Here is a 15,224-nt window from a genome sequence, read left to right on the forward strand (position 1 = left end):
GCGGGCGCCGGGGTGGGATTCGTCGAAATTCTAGGGTGGCTGGCGGCAAGCCATGTAGGCATACTGTGCCTATCAGATATACGGAAAACGCACACAAGGAGCATCGGCCCCGCGCCCGCGCGCAGGCCGCCACACCCCGCGATGGACCTGCGCAAGATAGAGAACCTGATCCACGTCGCCGATTCCGGCAGCTTCTCCAAGGCCGCGTCGGTGCTGGGCATCGCCCAATCCGCATTGGGCCGGCAGGTCAGGAAGCTGGAGGAGGAATGCGGCTGCGCCCTGCTCTACCGCAATGGGCGCGGCGTATCGCTGACGCCGGAAGGCGAGAAACTGCTCGACCGCCTGCGCCCCCTGCTGGCGCAGATGACCCGCGTCGTCACTGAATTCCACGACGACCAGAAATCGCCCTCGGGCCAGGTCACGCTGGGGCTGACCCCGACGCTGTGCCATATGGTCGGCATGCCGCTGGTGGCGGAAGTCTGGAAGCGCCACCCGCGCATCCAGTTGAACGTCATCACCGGCTACAGCGGCTACGTGCACGAATGGCTGGCCAATGCCCGCGTGGACATCGCGGTGCTGCACGACGCCCGGCGTTCCCAGCACATCGCGGTCGATCCCCTGGCTGAGCTGGACCTGGCCCTGGTGTCGCCCGCGCAGAACCTGTCGCCCGCGGCGCGGGTCTTGGCCTGCATCGACTTCGAGCAATTGCGCGGCCTGCCCCTGGCGCTGCCGACCCGCAACCACGGGCTGCGCCGCACCCTGGAACACGCCGCGGCGCAGGCGGGCCTGCCGCTGGACGTGGCGTTCGAAATGGACGCGCTGGATCTGATGAAGGAAATCGTGCTGGAAGGAATGGCGCACACGGTGCTGGCCCTGCCGGCGGTGGTGCGCGAACTGGCCTCGGGCCAGCTCGTCGCCCGCCGGATCGTCAACCCGGGCCTGTCCACCCGCCTGATGCTGGCCACCGCCTCCAGCCGGCCGCTGACCCAGGCGGTGAAGATCGTGCAGGGCATCCTGCGCGAATTGCTGGCGGCCATGGCTTCGTCGGCGCCCTACCGGCCGTATATGCGGATGGCGGGTATGCGGGCGGACGAGGGCTGACCGGATGCGCCGATGCGCGCTATTCCTCCGTACCGTAAAGCGCGGGTAGCAGGATCGGCAGGGATTCAAGCGGAAACGCAAACCTGACCGGCGCATGGGACGTGTCGGAAGCGACCAGACCGCACTTCAATGCCGCCGACAACGCGGACCGCCCGGTACGCTCGCCCAGGCCGGTCATCTGAATGAACTCACCGCGGGTGGCCGGACCCGCCGCGAAAAGATGGTAAATGGGCAATGCTGCCTCGACCCGCAGCCGTCCCTTCGCCGTTTCTATCAGAACAAGTGCATTGATTTTTTCCTTCATGGAGTCCAGGGCCAACATGCCTCGCATATAAGCTACCTGGTCTTCGCATACATGTAGAAAGTAATCCACCCATTGGAGCAAGCCCTTCTGCGTAAGATTGCCCCGTCCGTCCAGATCGCCTTGGCGCGGCGAGTCCGCCGCGGCAAGGTACCCGTAGTAATCCCGCACGCCTCTGGCCAGACCTCGGTTGACCGACCATAGGCCTCTCGTAATCGGCAACATGGCGGCGTGGGTCTGCAAACGCGTGGCGCGGCCATTGCCGTCGGCGAATGGGTGCATCCACGCCATGCGGTGATGCGCACAAGCGATGGCAATAAGCCGGGAATCGCTCGTCCGCTGCCGGTCGTAATGCGCAGTGAACGTCTCCATGAAGCGCGGCAGAGACTGCCAGGCAGGCGGATGATGGCGGCCAACGGTAACATCGATTTCCCGCAGCTTTTCTGGCTCCACCACCAATCCGTCCTTGGTCGTCCGATCGGCGGGCGCGAGGCGACCGTAGAGGGCGCGATGAGCGATCTTGATGAACTCCGCATTCAGCGGGGGGACGTTCGCGGCCTGGGCTTCGACCTCTTTTTCCGCCTCGATGTGGGCAACGGCGATGCGTTGCAATTGCGCGATCTCAGGCCTGTCCGAATATTTGTCATGCAGGGCAGCTTCGATGTTCCTGGGAGTTGTACTTTGCCCTTCGATCCTATTGCTGTAGTAGGAATTCATGCTTCGAAGCAGTTCGTGCAGCGCGGCACGCGTGCTTGAATGCGCCAGCCCCCCGAGTTCGGCTGCCTGATCGACGACTGCGGATGCGCGCTCCAGATAGGGCCCAAGCGTATGCTCGGCCGGCAATAGAGGCAGGAATTGCTGTGGCGAGTCGTACATGTTTTCCGATATTTATGCCGTTTATACTTTCATCTATCTTGTTGTTATTTAAACATTAATTAGAAAATAAATTCAATTATATAGATAATTTTTTCCGCTTTTTTTGCCGCTTTATTGGGAAAACCCCGACGCTCACGGCAGCTCACCGGGGCAGCGGCGGCGGCGGCGTCAGCGGCCCGGTGGGCTGCCCCCGCGGCGCCGGCATCGGCGGCAGGCGGGACGGGGCCGGGCTGACCCATCCCGGCTGGCGGCTGGGGCCGCTGGAAGGCGGCGCGGGCGGTCCCGGCGGCCTGCCCGCGGTGGCGCAGCCCGTGCCCAGGCAGGGTTCCGCCGATGCGCCGGGATTGACCAGTCGCGGGCACGACGCGCCGACGCAGCTATCGGGAATGACCCGGGCCGAAGGCGGGGGCCGCGGCACGGCGGGCTCGCCGCCCTGGGCGGCCGCCTGCGCGCAGGCCGCCGCCAGCAATGCCGCCGCCCATGTGCTTTTCATGATTGCATGCTCCGCTTGGGATTGCCGGGATTCCACGCCTGGCCGGGGTCCGGGCGCGGGATGCATCCAGTGTGCGCCCGTCCTTCCCGGCCTGTCCAGGCAGGCGGGGCGGCCCGCCGTCAATCCAGCCGGATGTCGGTGCTTTGCACCACCGAGGCCCAGCGCGCGCGTTCGCTATTGAAGAACTGCGCCAGTTCCGCCGGATTGCGAGTGACGATTTCCGCGCCCTGCTCGTTCAACTGCGCCTTCACGTCGGGCTGGTTGACGATCCGCGCCATCAGTTCCGACAGGCGGTTGGCGACCGGATCGGTCGTGTTGGCCGGTGCCATGACGCCTTGCCAGGTGCCCGATTCGAATCCGGCCACGCCTTGCTCGGAAATCGTCGGGATGTCGGGCACGAGCTGCATGCGTTCCCGCTTGGAGATCGCGACCGGCCGCAGCTTGCCGGCCTTGATGTGGGGCAGCGTGGCCAGCAGCCCGTTCATGATGACCTGGGTCTGCCCGCCGATGGTGTCCGTCACCGCCTGCGAGCCGCCCTTGTACGGCACGTACTCCCATTGGGCGCCCGTGGCCTGCTGCACCGCCACGGCCGCCAGGTGCGGCGCGCTGCCGATGGCGGTGACCGCGAAATTCAGGCGCTGCTTTTTCGACAGCGCGACCAATTCGGGCACGGTCCGCGCGGGCACGTCCGGGTGCACGGCCAGCACGTGCGGCGAGTACGCCAGCATGCCGACCGCGCGGAGGTCCTTGGAGGGGTCGAAGGAAAGCTTGGTATAGACGGACGGGCTGATCGCCAGCGCGCCGACGTCGCACAGCAGCACCGTATGGCCTTCCTGCGCCGCCTGCACCACCAGGCCGGCGCCCAGGTTGCCGTTGGCCCCCGGCTTGTTCTCGACCACCACCGTCTGGTTCAGGGCGTCGCTCAGCCGGGGCGCCAGGAGGCGGGCGATGATGTCCGACGAGCCGCCGGGCGGATAAGGCACGATGATGCGGACCGGCCGCGTGGGCCAGCCGGACGACTGCGCCCGTGCCGGCACCCACGGCGACAGGCAAAGCGCCGCGGCGCCGCCCAGGAACTGTCTCTTGCTCGGGTTCATGGTGTCTCCTTCCGATTTTTTCGAGGGTCGCGAAGCCTGTTTCCACCACCAGGCCAGTTATCGTACAACCAATAAAATAACGCTGAACATAGCTCTCGATAAATTCCGGGTTTCCCCTCGATCATCAACTAGTTCATAGGAAAATTCAGCTTGAAGCACTGAATTCCATGTTGTACGATGACGTATCTCTTTAAGACACAAATGCCCAAGGATGAGCGCAACATGACGACCCCGCAGGAACTCAAGGACATCGTTTCGGAAGGCCTGCTGTCCTTTCCCGTGACGGACTTCGACGGGAACGGCGACTTCAATGCCCGGGCCTATGCGCAGCGCCTGGAATGGCTGGCGCCCTATGGCGCCACCGCCCTCTTCGCCGCCGGCGGCACGGGCGAATTCTTCTCGCTGGCGCCTCAGGAATACGCCGACGTGATCCGCACCGCGGTGCAGACCTGCGCCGGCAAGGTGCCCATCCTGGCCGGCGCGGGCGGCCCCACCCGCAGCGCGATCGCCTACGCGCAGGAGGCCGAGCGCCTGGGCGCCAAGGGCATCCTGCTGCTGCCCCACTACTTGACCGAGGCGTCGCAGCAAGGCATCGCCGCCCACGTCGAACAAGTGTGCAAGTCGGTCGGGATCGGCGTCATCGTCTACAACCGCGCGCAGTCCCGCCTGTCGGCCGACAGCCTGGCCCAGTTGGCCGAGCGCTGCCCCAACCTGGTCGGTTTCAAGGACGGCGTGGGGGACATCGAGGCCATGGTGCGGATCCGCCGCAAGCTGGGCGACCGTTTTTCCTACCTGGGCGGCCTGCCCACGGCCGAGGTCTACGCCGCCGCCTACCGGGCGCTGGGCGTGCCGGTCTATTCGTCCGCCGTCTTCAACTTCGTGCCGCGCACCGCCATGGCGTTCTACCGGGCCGTCGCCGCGGGCGACCACGACACCACCAACCGGCTGCTGGACGATTTCTTCCTGCCCTATCTGGAAATCCGCAACCGCGTTCCGGGCTACGCGGTCAGCATCGTCAAGGCCGGCGCCAAGCTGGTCGGCCGCGACGCCGGCCCGGTGCGCGCGCCGCTGACGGACCTGGACGGCGCGGAGCTGGACATGCTGGACGCCCTCATCAAGAAACTCGGGCCACAGTAAAGCCGCCTGGCCCCGATCGCCCGCCCCCCCCTGCGGGCGCGAAACTGCCCGAGGCGCGGCGAGCCCGCGCGATGCTCCCCCATCGCGCGGGTATGGCCATATACATATTCGACATCGGTATTTTCCAGTCGGGCCCGCGTCTTTTAGGATGCCAGCGTTGTCCGTCCTTCTTCCGCTGGAATTGCCTTGCCTCGCCTGACTCCCCTGGATCCCGCCAAACTGGATCCCGCCACCGCCTCCCTCTTCAACCAACTGCTGCAAGACTACGGCCCCTACGCCAACATGCTGAGCGCCTTCGCGCCCCGGCCGCCGGCGTTGAAGCATTTCTTTTCCTATCTGGTGCAGTCGCGCGAAGACGGCCTGATCTCGCCGCGCCATCTGGAGATCGCGCTGCTGACGGCATCCAAGGCGCATGCGTGCCACTACTGCGTCACGCTGCACACGCCCAAGCTGGCCGCGCAGGGCATTTCGCAGGAGGCCATCGACCGCCTGCTGGAGCCGGAGGTGCCCGGGCTGGACGAAAAGGATCTGGCCGTGCGCGATTACGCCGTGCTGGTCACCCTGACCCCCGCCCAGGTCAGCGACGCGTTCTACCGCAAGCTGCAGTCCTTCTTCAATGAAGAACAGATCGTCGAGCTGACCATTCGCATCGCGCTGTGCAGCTTCTTCAAGCGGTTCAACGAGGCGCTGGAAGTCCCGCACGAAGATGTGGTGGCCCTGGAGCTGGGGCACGGCGCCGCCTGAGGCGCGAGGCAGCCCCGCCATGATCTCCGCCCTTCCCCCCAAGCTGGAAATCCGCAACCTGAACAAGCGGTTCCAGACCGACGCCGGCCCGGTCCAGGTGCTCGACGACATCAGCCTGAACGCCGCCAGCGGCGAATTCGTCAGCATCATCGGACCGTCCGGCTGCGGCAAGTCCACCCTGTTCAATATCCTGACCGGCCTGCTGGAACACGATTCCGGCACGATCTCCCTGGACGGCCGGCCCCTGCCCAACCTGCGCGGCCGCGTCGGCTACATGCTGCAACGCGATCTGCTGATGCCCTGGCGCAGCGTGCTGGACAACGTGCTCGTCGGCCTCGAAATCCGCGGCACGCCGCGGGCCGAATCCGTGGAACTGGCCCGCGACTATCTGCATACCTTCGGCCTGCTGCCGTTCCAGGACAGCTATCCCAAGGCGCTGTCCGGCGGCATGCGCCAGCGCGTCGCGCTGGCCCGCACCCTGCTGCCGGACCCGGACGTGCTGCTGCTGGACGAACCGTTCTCGGCGCTGGACTACCAGACCCGCCTGTTCCTCGAATCCATGCTGGCCGACACCGTCGGCAAACAGGGCAAGACGGTCGTGCTGGTGACCCATGACATCGACGAAGCCATCGCCCTGTCCGAACGCATTTTCGTGCTGAGCGCGCGCCCCGGCCGCCTGAAAAGCGAACACAGGATCGAGCTGGGCACGCGCTCGCCTCTCCAGGCGCGCCACGACAGCCGCTTCCCCGCCTACTTCGACCTGCTCTGCCAGGAACTCGACATCCAGACCGCCCGCAAGGACGGCACCCACGCATGAGCCAGACCTCCGTATCCGCCGCCCCCGGCGCGCCCGCCAGCGGCCAGGCCGCCGCCCGCCCGGCGGGCTGGCGCATCCCCGTGCTGGCCACCCAGTTGCTGATTCTTGCCGTGCTGTTCGGCGCCTGGGAAGCCGGCGTGCGCGCCGGCGCCGTCTCGGGCTTTCTGTTCGGCTCGCCCGCGGGCGTGCTGCAGGCCGCCTGGAAGCTGATCCAGTCCGGCGAATTGTGGGAACACGCCAACTACACCTTGTGGGCGTCCGCCGCCGGCTTCGTGGTCGGTACCCTGCTGGGCACCGCGCCCGGGCTGGCGCTCTGGTATTCGCCCTATGGCGCCAAGGTGGTCGAGCCCTTCCTGGTGGCGATCAACAGCGTGCCCAAGATCGCGTTCGCGCCGCTGGTGATCCTGTGGTTCGGCACCGGCGTGATCTCGAAAGTGGCGCTGTCCATCTCGCTGACCTCCATCGTGGCGCTGCTGGCCGCCTTCCAGGCCGCCAAGGACACGGATCCCGACATCCAGAAGATGCTGGTGTCGCTGGGCGCGAGCAAGCGGCAGATCTTCACCAAGGTCGTGGTGCCCTCCGCCCTGCCCGCCATCATCAGCACCTTCCGCATCAATATCGGCTTCGCGCTGGTGGGCACGGTGGTGGGCGAATTCATTTCCTCCAAGTACGGCCTCGGGCATGTCATTTTCGTGGCCTCGTCGCTGTACGACCTGAACACCGTCTGGGTCGGGATCTTCTCGCTGATGCTGCTGGGCTTCGTCCTGTACGCGGGCGTGGACATCGCCGAGAAGCGCCTGCTGCGCTGGAAAGACCAGACCTACGCCACCCAATTCAAACTGTAAGCCGCGCCGCGCGGCCCCCTACTGCCATGAAAGCCAAGCTACCCCTGCGCCTCGCTACCGCCGCCATCGCCTCTTTGCTGTCCGCGACCGCCATGGCGAACGATAAGGCCGTCGTCTCGGCCGCCTTCAAATCGGTGTTCTACCTGCCCGTGTATTTCGCCGAGGAACACGGCTACTTCAAGGAGGCGGGGCTGGACGTGCGCATCGACGTCGCCTCGTCGTCGACCAATGCGCTGGCCGCCGTCATCTCCAAAAGCGCCGACTTCTCCCTGCACGGCCCCGAATGGACGGCGATCTCGTTCGGCCGCGGCGCGCCCGTGAAAGTGGTCGGCGGCACCTTGAACCGCCTGGGCGTATGGCTGACCTGCAAGCAGGACTTCGCCTTCGACGGCTTCAAGAGCCTGAAGGGCGCCACCATCGCCACCGGCGCCATGCCCACGACCAGTTCGTCCGCCTTCCTGAAACTGGTGAAGAACGCCGGGCTGGATCCCAAGCGCGACCTGAACCTGCTGGAAGTGCCGCTGGGCAATGAAATCGGCCCCCTGAGCTCCGGCCAGGCCGATTGCGCGGTGCTCTACGAGCCGGGCGCCTCGCAGGCGCAGGCCCAGGGCTACAAGGTGGTGTCCGCGTTCTCGCGCGAGATCGGCCCCTATACGTTCTCGGCCATTTCCACGCGCCAGGACATTCCGGCGCCGGTATCGCAGAAGTTCGTGTCCGGCATCGACCGCGCGCTGAAGGCCATCCACAAGGATCCGGAAGCGGCCGTGGCCAGCGGGCTCAAGCTGTTCCCGAACCTGGACCCCGCCGTGGTGCGCGCCTCGGTCCGTCGCCTGATCGACGACGGCGTATTCGCGGATTCGGTCGCCGTGCCGGACCAGGCGCTGAAAGACGCGCTGCAAACGCAGATCGACCTGGGCAACCTGGACCGCATCCCGCAGGACCCGAAGTGGCTGGACCTGGGATACGCCCAGCAGATTTCGGGCAAGGCGTACTAAGGCCTTTCCGGGGACTTCGCGCCGCGCCTTAACGGGATCTTGAGATCGCCCTCAATAGAATCCGCAACGATTCTCATTGAGGCACTCAAGATCCCATCATGGCGCTGCAAAAAACACACGTCCAGGGCCGTTTCGCCCTGAAGACCCTGAGCATGGCGCTGGGCGCCGCGGCCACCGGCCCGGCCCACGCCCAGGTCCGCCCCGCCGACGTCACGCCCTTGCTGGCGCCCGTCACCGTGCAGGCCGACGCCCCGCCCTACAAGGCGGAGCGCGTGCAGTCCGGCAAGTTCACTGAACCCTTGCTGGACACGCCGCAGAGCATCACCGTCGTGCCGCGCGCCGTGCTGGAGGAACAACAGGCCCAGAGCCTGCAGGACGTGCTGCGCAACGTGCCCGGCATCACCTTCAGTTCGGGCGAGGGCAACCTGGGCTGGGGCGACATGTTCACCATCCGCGGCTTCTCGGCCGAGCAGAGCATCACCGTGGACGGCATCCGCGATGCGGGCCTGTCGAGCCGCACGGATATCTTCAACCTGGAACAGGCCGAGGTATTCAAGGGCACCGGCTCCATCGAATCCGGCGTGTCGGCCGTGGGCGGCAGCGTCAACCTCGCCAGCAAGGAAGCGCGCCTGGGTTCCTTCTACAAACTGTCCGGCGGCCTGGGCACGGACCGCTACCGGCGCATCACCGCCGATCTCAACCAGGAACTGACCGACAGCTCGGCGCTGCGCATCAACCTGATGCGGCACCACAACGCCGTGGCCGAGCGCGACGTGACCGAGTTCGACCGGTCCGGCATGGCGGCATCGCTGGCCATGGGCCTGGGCACGCCCACCCGCGTCACCCTGAACTACCTGCACCAGGAGGACGACAATATTCCCGACGGCGGCGTGCCCATCCAGCGCGGCACCGGCGGCCGGCGCATGCCCCACGTGGCGCGCAACGCCTGGTATGGCGATCCCGGGCTCTACACCGAGCAGACCCGCACGGACCAGGCCACGCTGAAGGCCGAGCACGACTTCACGCAGGCCGCGCGCCTGTCCAATATCAGCCGCTGGCAGCAGACCGACCGCATCGGCGTGCTCGCCCCCGCGCGCTTCAACTCTACCGCGCGCACGTCCTACGGCTACGCCGGCACGGGGCCGCTGGTCGACAGCGCCGACGGCATCCCCTCCTACAGCGGCTACGCGCCGATCGGCGACCCCTCGCCCTACGCCCAATTGCGCGGCAATGATTTCGGCACGTCCAAGCGCTACACCATCCTGGCCAACCAGACCAACCTGAACCTGGACTTCCACACGGGCGGCATCAAGCACTCCGTGGCGACGGGGGCGGAGTTCTACAAAGAAACCTATGGCGACCACGCGCGCACCATACGCGCACCGTCGATCAATCCGGTGATCGACCTGCGCGATACCGGCGGCGTCGACATGGGCGGCGTCGACACCCTGAAGGGCGACTCCGGCAACCAGGCCGAGGTCTTCAACGCCGGCCTGTACGCAAGCGACACGCTCACCTTGAGCCCGCAGTGGATGCTGCAAGGCGCCCTGCGCTACGACCGCTACCGCGTCACCCAGACCACGGGCGCGGCCACCCGGCGGGTGACGGACGGCGCCTGGAGCGGCCGCCTCGGCGTGACCTACAAACCCGTGGACAGCGGCAGCATCTACGTCTCCTACAGCCAGGCCGCGCAGCCCTCGGCCCTGGGCGCATCGACCAACAACAACATCTACGGCGCCACCGGGCCGGAAACCTACGAGCCGGCCGTATCCAGGACCTGGGAACTGGGCACGAAGTGGGACCTGGCGGACGGCGACCTGTCGCTCACTGGCGCCGTCTTCCGCACCGAACTGAGCGATTCCTGGGAGTATGGCGACGACGCCACCGACGTGGTGCGCGCCCTGCCCCCCAAGCGCGTGGACGGCATCGAACTGGGTCTGTCGGGCAGCATCGCGCCGCGCTGGTCGGCCTTTGCCGGCGTCAGCGCCCTGAAAAGCCGCATCACGAAGGGCGCCAACCAGGGTGAAGAAGCCAGGAATGTGCCCGACCTGACGTTCAACCTGTGGACCACCTATGCCGCCACCGAAGACCTGTCGCTGAGCTACGGCGCGCAGTATGTGGGCAAGCGCCGCTACACCGACAACAAGTACGTGGGCGGCAAGAACAACAACAGCGCCACGGTGTCGGGTCCGTCCGGCACGCATCCGGTCTGGGTGCGCGACAACGAGAAGGCGCCGTCCTACTGGCTGCATTCGGTGGCCGCGCGCTACCGGGTCGACAAGAACGCGACCCTGGGCGTGAACGTCGACAACCTGTTCAACAAGTTCTACTACAGCCGAGTGGGCGCGTCGCTGGACGGTTTCCAGCTATACGGCGTGCCGGGCGCCGGCCGCACGTTCACCTTCACGGCCGACCTGTCGTTCTAGGCCGCCGCGCCCGCGGGCGCGGCCAGCTCCACCCGGAAGACGCTGCCCTGGCCCGGCAGCGACTGCAAGGACACGCGCCAGCCCTGGTGTTCGCAAATGCGCTGGACCAGCGACAGGCCCAGCCCCAGGTTGCCGGCATCGGGCTGCTCGCCCCGCACGAAGGGGCTGAAAATGGCCTCGTGCCGCTCGGCGGCGATGCCCGGCCCGTTGTCCGCCACCTGCATGAAATCGGGCCCCGCCGTGATGACGACCCGCGCTTGCGGGCCGGCATACTGGAGCGAGTTGCGGATCAGGTTGGACAGCACGGCGCGCAGCAGCGGCGCGGGAAACTGCAGGGCCGGCGCCGCGGCCCGCGCCTCTTCCAGGCTCAGATCCATGCCGCGGCGCTGCGCCACGGCCGCCCAGGCCGCCAGTTGTCCACGCGCCGTGTCCAGGGGGCTTTCGCGCGCGAAGCGCTCGGCCGGATCGCCCCCGCGGGCCAGCATCAGATAGGTGTCCAGGCGTTCGCCCATCTCGGCCGCCGCGGCCTCGACGCGAGCCAGCCTGGCCCGGCCGTCGGCGTCCAGCGCCTGCTCCTCGCGCAGCAGTTCGCATGAACTGGAGATCACCATCAAGGGAGTGCGCAGCTCGTGGCCCACGTCCGCGGTAAAGAGCCGCTCGCGCCGCAAAGCCTGTTCCAGTTGGTTGTAGGTGGCGTCGAACGCCGCCGCCAACTGGCCGATCTCATCGGGCGGATAGTCTTCGGCCAGTCGCGTCTGCGGCGGCTGCGCGCCGCGCGCATTGACCTGCGCCGCCAGCCGCGCGAGCGGCCGCAGCAGCCTGCGCGTGGCCAGGCTGCCCAGGACGAACGCCAGCGCCAGGCTGCCCGCCAGCCCGCTGACCGCGGCCCAGTGCGACGCCTCCTGGCTCTGCTCGTAATCGGTGTAGTCGCGCAGCAGCATGTAGCGCTGGCCGTCCAGGTCGTCGACCATCACGTGCCAGACCCGCCCCTCGCGCTCGATCTTGTGAAAGCCCGGCGACAGCCGCCGCAACCACGCCGGAAACGCATCGCTGCCCGGATCGCCGTGGAAAAAGCGGTTGGGCCGCCCGGGGTCCATGCCCGCCAGGAAATCGCCGCGCACCCGCTCCACCGCCATGCCCATGTCGATGCGCTGCAGATGCGCCTCCAGCTTGCCCACGCTCCAGACCGATAGCCAGGACAGCAGCCCGGCCACCAGCAGCGCCAGCGCCACGTAGGTCAGCACCAGATGGCGCGCCAGCCCGGGCCGCGCCGCCCGCCGGGCCCTAGGCATCGTCCTCGGCCCGCAACTGATAGCCGATGCCATGCACTGTGTGCAGCAGCGGCTTGCCATAGGGCTTGTCCACCACCTGCCGGATCTGGTGGATGTGCGTGCGCAGGCTGTCGCTGTCGGGCGGCGAATCGCGCCACAACGCCTCTTCCAGCCGCTGGCGGTGGACCACGGCGGGGCTGGCGCGCATCAATAGGGTCAGCAATTGCAGCGGCGACGGCGGCAGGCGCAGGGCCTGGCCGGCCCGCGCCAATTCCAGCGTGCCCGTGTCCAGGGTCAGGTCGCCCACGCGCAGCAGGCGCGCCACCCCGGCGCCGCTGGCGCGGTGCAGCAGCGCCTTGGCCCGCGCGGCCAATTCGGCCAGCGCGAAGGGCTTGACCAGGTAATCGTCGGCGCCCGCGTCAAAGCCGGCCAGCCGGTTGTCCAGCGTGTCGCGCGCGGTCACCATGATCACCGGCGTGTCGCAGGCGGCTTCCGCGCGCAGCCGGCGGCACAGCTCGTAGCCGTCCAGGCGCGGCAGCATCAGGTCCAGCACGATCAGGTCGAACTGGCCTTCGGCCGCCATGGCGTAGCCGCGCTGCCCATCCTCGGCGCAATCGACGATGTAGCCGCGCCGCTCCAGGTGGTGCGTGATGTTGGCCAGGATGTCGGGATCGTCTTCGATGACAAGAACGCGCATGGGGCAAGACAGAGAATGGAAATCAGTCTCATATTGTAGGGGCGGCTCAACCTTCCGCTCCCGATTGCGGCCCGGACGCCACACCCCCGAACGTCTTAACGCTTTCTTGAGACGGCTTGGCAGACACTGCGTGTCGATAGGAATGGTTCGCGTTAACCGCAAGCCCGCGGGCAACGGCGAAATCCAGGATTTCCGATGAGTACGATCAATCTCCTCCGCGCGGCGCTCGCCGCCGCCGCCCTGCTTTGCGCCTTGCCGGGCGTCCAGGCGCGCCAGGTCACCGACCTGGCCGGCCGGGTCGTCACGGTGCCCGACCACCCGCGGCGCGTGCTGCTGGGCGAAGGCCGCTACGTCTTCGCGATGGCGCTGCTGGACCGCCAGGATCCCGTGGGCCGCGTGGTCGGCTGGCAGGGCGAACTGAAGCAGCAGGACCCCTATTCCTGGTCCCAGTTGGTCCGGCGCTATCCCAAGGCGGCCGACGTGCCGCTGATCGGCAAGGCCTCGGAGGCCAGCGTCAGCCCCGAGAAGATCGTGTCGCTCCAGCCCGACGTCGCGGTGTTCGGCCTGGGCGGCCATGGCCCGGGACGCGGCAACCCCATGATCCCGGCGTTGCAGGAAGCCGGCATCCCCATCGTGTTCGTCGATTTCCGCCAGCACCCCGTACAGAACACCGTTCCCAGCATGCGCATCCTGGGGCAGGCCCTGGACCGGCAGGCGCAGGCCGAGGCCTATATCTCGTTCTACGAAGAACACCTGGCCCGCGTGCGCAGCATCGTGGAACCGGTGCCGCAATCGCAGCGCCCGCGCGTTTTCGTGGAGATGCTGGCGGGCGTATGGCCGGCCTGCTGCCACACCACCGGCAACGGCAGCTTCGGCGATCTGCTGGAAGCGGCCGGCGGCATCAACGCGGCCGCGCCCGTGCTGCCCGGCGCCATCGGCGACGTCAGCCTGGAGTTCCTGCTGGACGCCAGGCCCGATGTCTACATCGCCACCGGCAGCCGCTCCGAACCCGGCCGGCCCGGCCTGCTCGCCGGCCCCGGCGCCGCGCCCCAGGTGTCGGCCGACAGCCTGTCCACCCTGCTCGCGCGCGACGGTATCCGCGACCTGGATGCCGTCAGGCGGCATCGCGCCTACGGCATCTGGCACGCCTTCTACAACTCGCCCTACAACGTGGCCGCGATCGAGGCGATGGCGCAATGGTTCTATCCGGAACGCGCCGCGGAGCTCGATCCGCAGGCCACGCTGGACGCCTTGTACCGCCAGTTCCTGGACGTGGACAGCGCGGGCGCGTACTGGACCGCGCCGGCCGGCGGGAAGTAGGCCGCCATGCCAGCCATCGCCACGTCCGCCGCCCCCCGCGCGCCCGCCCACCCCGACGATCCCATCGCCGCCTACCGGCGCGCGGTCCGCAAGCGCCTGCTGCTGGGCGCCGCGCTGGCCCTGGCCATCGCCGCCAGCCTCCTGGCCGACATCGGCAGCGGCCCGGCCTCGCTGACGCCCGGCGAACTGCTGGGCACGCTGCTGCATCCCGACGCGGCCAGCCCCGGCGCGCGCGTCATCGTCTGGCAGTTCCGCCTGCCCTACGCGCTGATGGCGCTGCTGGTGGGCGTGGCGCTGGGCCTGGGCGGCGCCGAGATGCAGACCATGCTGGACAACCCGCTGGCCAGCCCCTATACGCTGGGCGTGTCGGCCGCGGCCGCCTTCGGCGCGTCGCTGGCGATCACGCTGGACTGGCACTTGCCCGCGCTGCCGCCGGGCATGGCGGTATCGCTGTCCGCCTTCGCCTGCACGCTGGTATCCGTGCTGGTCCTCGAGCGCGTGGCGCGCTGGCGCGGCGGCTCGACGCTGGGCGTGGTGCTGTTCGGCATCGCGCTGGTGTATTCCTTCCAGGCGCTGGTGATGCTGCTGCAGTTCATGGCCAGCGAGGAGGCCTTGCAGGGCATCGTGTTCTGGACAATGGGCAGCCTGGCCCGCGCCAACTGGACCACCGTGTCCGTCATGGCCGCGGCCGTCGCGCTGGCGCTTCCGTTTTCCTTGCGCGACGCCTGGAAGCTGACCGCCGTGCGCCTGGGCGAAGAGCGCGCCGCCAGCTTCGGCATCGACGTCAAGCGGTTGCGCCTGGTCAGCCTGCTGCGCGTCAGCGCGCTGGCGGCGCTGGCCGTGTCGTTCGTCGGCACCATCGGTTTCGTCGGGCTCGTCGCCCCCCACATCGCCCGCCTGTTGCTGGGCGAAGACCACCGCTACTACCTGCCGGGCAGCGCCCTGGCCGGCGCCCTGATTCTGTCGCTGGCCTCCGTCGCGTCCAAGACCGTGCTGCCCGGGGCGCTGATCCCCGTCGGCATCGTGACCTCGCTGGTCGGCATTCCCTTCTTCCTCACCATCGTCGTGCGCGCCCTCAAACGCGCATGACGCCCGCGCATTCCC

General features: G+C 67.8%; 14 protein-coding genes. 9 read left to right on the plus strand and 5 right to left on the minus strand.

Annotated features, from left to right (window positions below; genetic code table 11):
- Positions 1 to 141 precede the first annotated feature (141 nt).
- A complete protein-coding gene (locus AVE30378_RS00565) occupies positions 142 to 1,101 on the plus strand; it encodes a LysR family transcriptional regulator (protein ID WP_129238827.1) in 960 nt (319 codons plus the stop codon).
- Between the two features lie 19 nt (positions 1,102 to 1,120).
- Here the strand turns inward: AVE30378_RS00565 and AVE30378_RS00570 are convergent, their stop codons facing one another.
- The 3 genes from AVE30378_RS00570 to AVE30378_RS00580 all read right to left on the minus strand — a co-directional run bounded on the left by AVE30378_RS00570 (position 1,121) and on the right by AVE30378_RS00580 (position 3,868).
- Complete coding sequence (locus AVE30378_RS00570) at positions 1,121 to 2,278, minus strand: Fic family protein (protein WP_129238828.1); 1,158 nt, start codon at positions 2,276 to 2,278, stop codon at positions 1,121 to 1,123.
- A gap of 142 nt (positions 2,279 to 2,420) precedes the next feature.
- The gene (locus AVE30378_RS00575) at positions 2,421 to 2,771 is read right to left on the minus strand and encodes a hypothetical protein (RefSeq protein WP_129238829.1); all 351 of its coding nucleotides are present in this window, start codon (positions 2,769 to 2,771) and stop codon (positions 2,421 to 2,423) included.
- Positions 2,772 to 2,890: 119 nt separating this feature from the next.
- The gene (locus AVE30378_RS00580) at positions 2,891 to 3,868 is read right to left on the minus strand and encodes a Bug family tripartite tricarboxylate transporter substrate binding protein (RefSeq protein WP_129238830.1); all 978 of its coding nucleotides are present in this window, start codon (positions 3,866 to 3,868) and stop codon (positions 2,891 to 2,893) included.
- A 222-nt stretch (positions 3,869 to 4,090) separates the two neighbouring features.
- On the opposite strand from AVE30378_RS00580, the gene kdgD reads away from it, so the two are divergent.
- The 6 genes from kdgD (at position 4,091) to AVE30378_RS00610 (ending at position 10,832) form a co-directional block, all read left to right on the plus strand.
- Positions 4,091 to 5,005 carry a 5-dehydro-4-deoxyglucarate dehydratase gene (kdgD, locus tag AVE30378_RS00585; protein WP_129238831.1) on the plus strand — a complete coding sequence of 305 codons (915 nt, stop codon included), beginning with the start codon at positions 4,091 to 4,093 and terminating at the stop codon, positions 5,003 to 5,005.
- Between the two features lie 186 nt (positions 5,006 to 5,191).
- On the plus strand, positions 5,192 to 5,749 hold the full coding sequence (locus AVE30378_RS00590) for a carboxymuconolactone decarboxylase family protein (protein WP_129238832.1): 558 nt from the start codon (positions 5,192 to 5,194) through the stop codon (positions 5,747 to 5,749).
- 19 nt (positions 5,750 to 5,768) lie between these two features.
- Positions 5,769 to 6,566: an ABC transporter ATP-binding protein gene (locus AVE30378_RS00595; RefSeq protein ID WP_129238833.1), complete on the plus strand. Its 798-nt coding sequence runs from the start codon at positions 5,769 to 5,771 to the stop codon at positions 6,564 to 6,566.
- The gene (locus tag AVE30378_RS00600; RefSeq protein ID WP_129238834.1) at positions 6,563 to 7,411 is read left to right on the plus strand and encodes an ABC transporter permease; all 849 of its coding nucleotides are present in this window, start codon (positions 6,563 to 6,565) and stop codon (positions 7,409 to 7,411) included. Before AVE30378_RS00595 ends, AVE30378_RS00600 begins: the two co-directional genes overlap by 4 nt.
- A gap of 26 nt (positions 7,412 to 7,437) precedes the next feature.
- The gene (locus AVE30378_RS00605; RefSeq protein WP_129238835.1) at positions 7,438 to 8,406 is read left to right on the plus strand and encodes an ABC transporter substrate-binding protein; all 969 of its coding nucleotides are present in this window, start codon (positions 7,438 to 7,440) and stop codon (positions 8,404 to 8,406) included.
- A 98-nt stretch (positions 8,407 to 8,504) separates the two neighbouring features.
- A complete protein-coding gene (locus tag AVE30378_RS00610; RefSeq protein ID WP_129238836.1) occupies positions 8,505 to 10,832 on the plus strand; it encodes a TonB-dependent receptor in 2,328 nt (775 codons plus the stop codon).
- On the opposite strand, the gene AVE30378_RS00615 is transcribed toward AVE30378_RS00610, so the two are convergent.
- Together AVE30378_RS00615 and AVE30378_RS00620 are read right to left on the minus strand one after the other, a co-directional pair.
- Positions 10,829 to 12,124 (minus strand): sensor histidine kinase, encoded by a 1,296-nt coding sequence (locus AVE30378_RS00615; RefSeq protein WP_129238837.1) that lies wholly within the window; start codon positions 12,122 to 12,124, stop codon positions 10,829 to 10,831. The two genes, AVE30378_RS00610 and AVE30378_RS00615, sit on opposite strands and share 4 nt — an antisense overlap.
- Positions 12,117 to 12,800 (minus strand): response regulator transcription factor, encoded by a 684-nt coding sequence (locus AVE30378_RS00620; protein ID WP_129238838.1) that lies wholly within the window; start codon positions 12,798 to 12,800, stop codon positions 12,117 to 12,119. Before AVE30378_RS00620 ends, AVE30378_RS00615 begins: the two co-directional genes overlap by 8 nt.
- Positions 12,801 to 12,995: 195 nt before the next feature.
- Here AVE30378_RS00620 and AVE30378_RS00625 point away from each other — a divergent pair, with 195 nt between their 5' ends.
- Both AVE30378_RS00625 and AVE30378_RS00630 read left to right on the plus strand, forming a co-directional pair.
- Positions 12,996 to 14,120: an ABC transporter substrate-binding protein gene (locus AVE30378_RS00625; RefSeq protein ID WP_129238839.1), complete on the plus strand. Its 1,125-nt coding sequence runs from the start codon at positions 12,996 to 12,998 to the stop codon at positions 14,118 to 14,120.
- A 6-nt stretch (positions 14,121 to 14,126) separates the two neighbouring features.
- A complete protein-coding gene (locus AVE30378_RS00630) occupies positions 14,127 to 15,209 on the plus strand; it encodes a FecCD family ABC transporter permease (protein WP_129238840.1) in 1,083 nt (360 codons plus the stop codon).
- Positions 15,210 to 15,224 lie beyond the last annotated feature (15 nt).

Source organism: Achromobacter veterisilvae (genome assembly GCF_900496975.1).
Taxonomy (GTDB): Bacteria; Pseudomonadota; Gammaproteobacteria; order Burkholderiales; family Burkholderiaceae_B; genus Achromobacter; species Achromobacter veterisilvae.

Excerpts from the sequence above, each read along its gene's own strand:
- AVE30378_RS00570 (WP_129238828.1), bottom strand. The coding sequence starts at position 2,278 with ATGTACGACTCGCCACAGCAATTCCTGCCTCTATTGCCGGCCGAGCAT.
- AVE30378_RS00605 (WP_129238835.1), top strand. The coding sequence starts at position 7,438 with ATGAAAGCCAAGCTACCCCTGCGCCTCGCTACCGCCGCCATCGCCTCT.
- AVE30378_RS00620 (WP_129238838.1), bottom strand. The coding sequence starts at position 12,800 with ATGCGCGTTCTTGTCATCGAAGACGATCCCGACATCCTGGCCAACATC.
- AVE30378_RS00565 (WP_129238827.1), top strand. The coding sequence starts at position 142 with ATGGACCTGCGCAAGATAGAGAACCTGATCCACGTCGCCGATTCCGGC.
- AVE30378_RS00625 (WP_129238839.1), top strand. The coding sequence starts at position 12,996 with ATGAGTACGATCAATCTCCTCCGCGCGGCGCTCGCCGCCGCCGCCCTG.
- AVE30378_RS00610 (WP_129238836.1), top strand. The coding sequence starts at position 8,505 with ATGGCGCTGCAAAAAACACACGTCCAGGGCCGTTTCGCCCTGAAGACC.
- AVE30378_RS00580 (WP_129238830.1), bottom strand. The coding sequence starts at position 3,868 with ATGAACCCGAGCAAGAGACAGTTCCTGGGCGGCGCCGCGGCGCTTTGC.
- kdgD (WP_129238831.1), top strand. The coding sequence starts at position 4,091 with ATGACGACCCCGCAGGAACTCAAGGACATCGTTTCGGAAGGCCTGCTG.
- AVE30378_RS00600 (WP_129238834.1), top strand. The coding sequence starts at position 6,563 with ATGAGCCAGACCTCCGTATCCGCCGCCCCCGGCGCGCCCGCCAGCGGC.
- AVE30378_RS00615 (WP_129238837.1), bottom strand. The coding sequence starts at position 12,124 with ATGCCTAGGGCCCGGCGGGCGGCGCGGCCCGGGCTGGCGCGCCATCTG.
- AVE30378_RS00595 (WP_129238833.1), top strand. The coding sequence starts at position 5,769 with ATGATCTCCGCCCTTCCCCCCAAGCTGGAAATCCGCAACCTGAACAAG.
- AVE30378_RS00630 (WP_129238840.1), top strand. The coding sequence starts at position 14,127 with ATGCCAGCCATCGCCACGTCCGCCGCCCCCCGCGCGCCCGCCCACCCC.
- AVE30378_RS00575 (WP_129238829.1), bottom strand. The coding sequence starts at position 2,771 with ATGAAAAGCACATGGGCGGCGGCATTGCTGGCGGCGGCCTGCGCGCAG.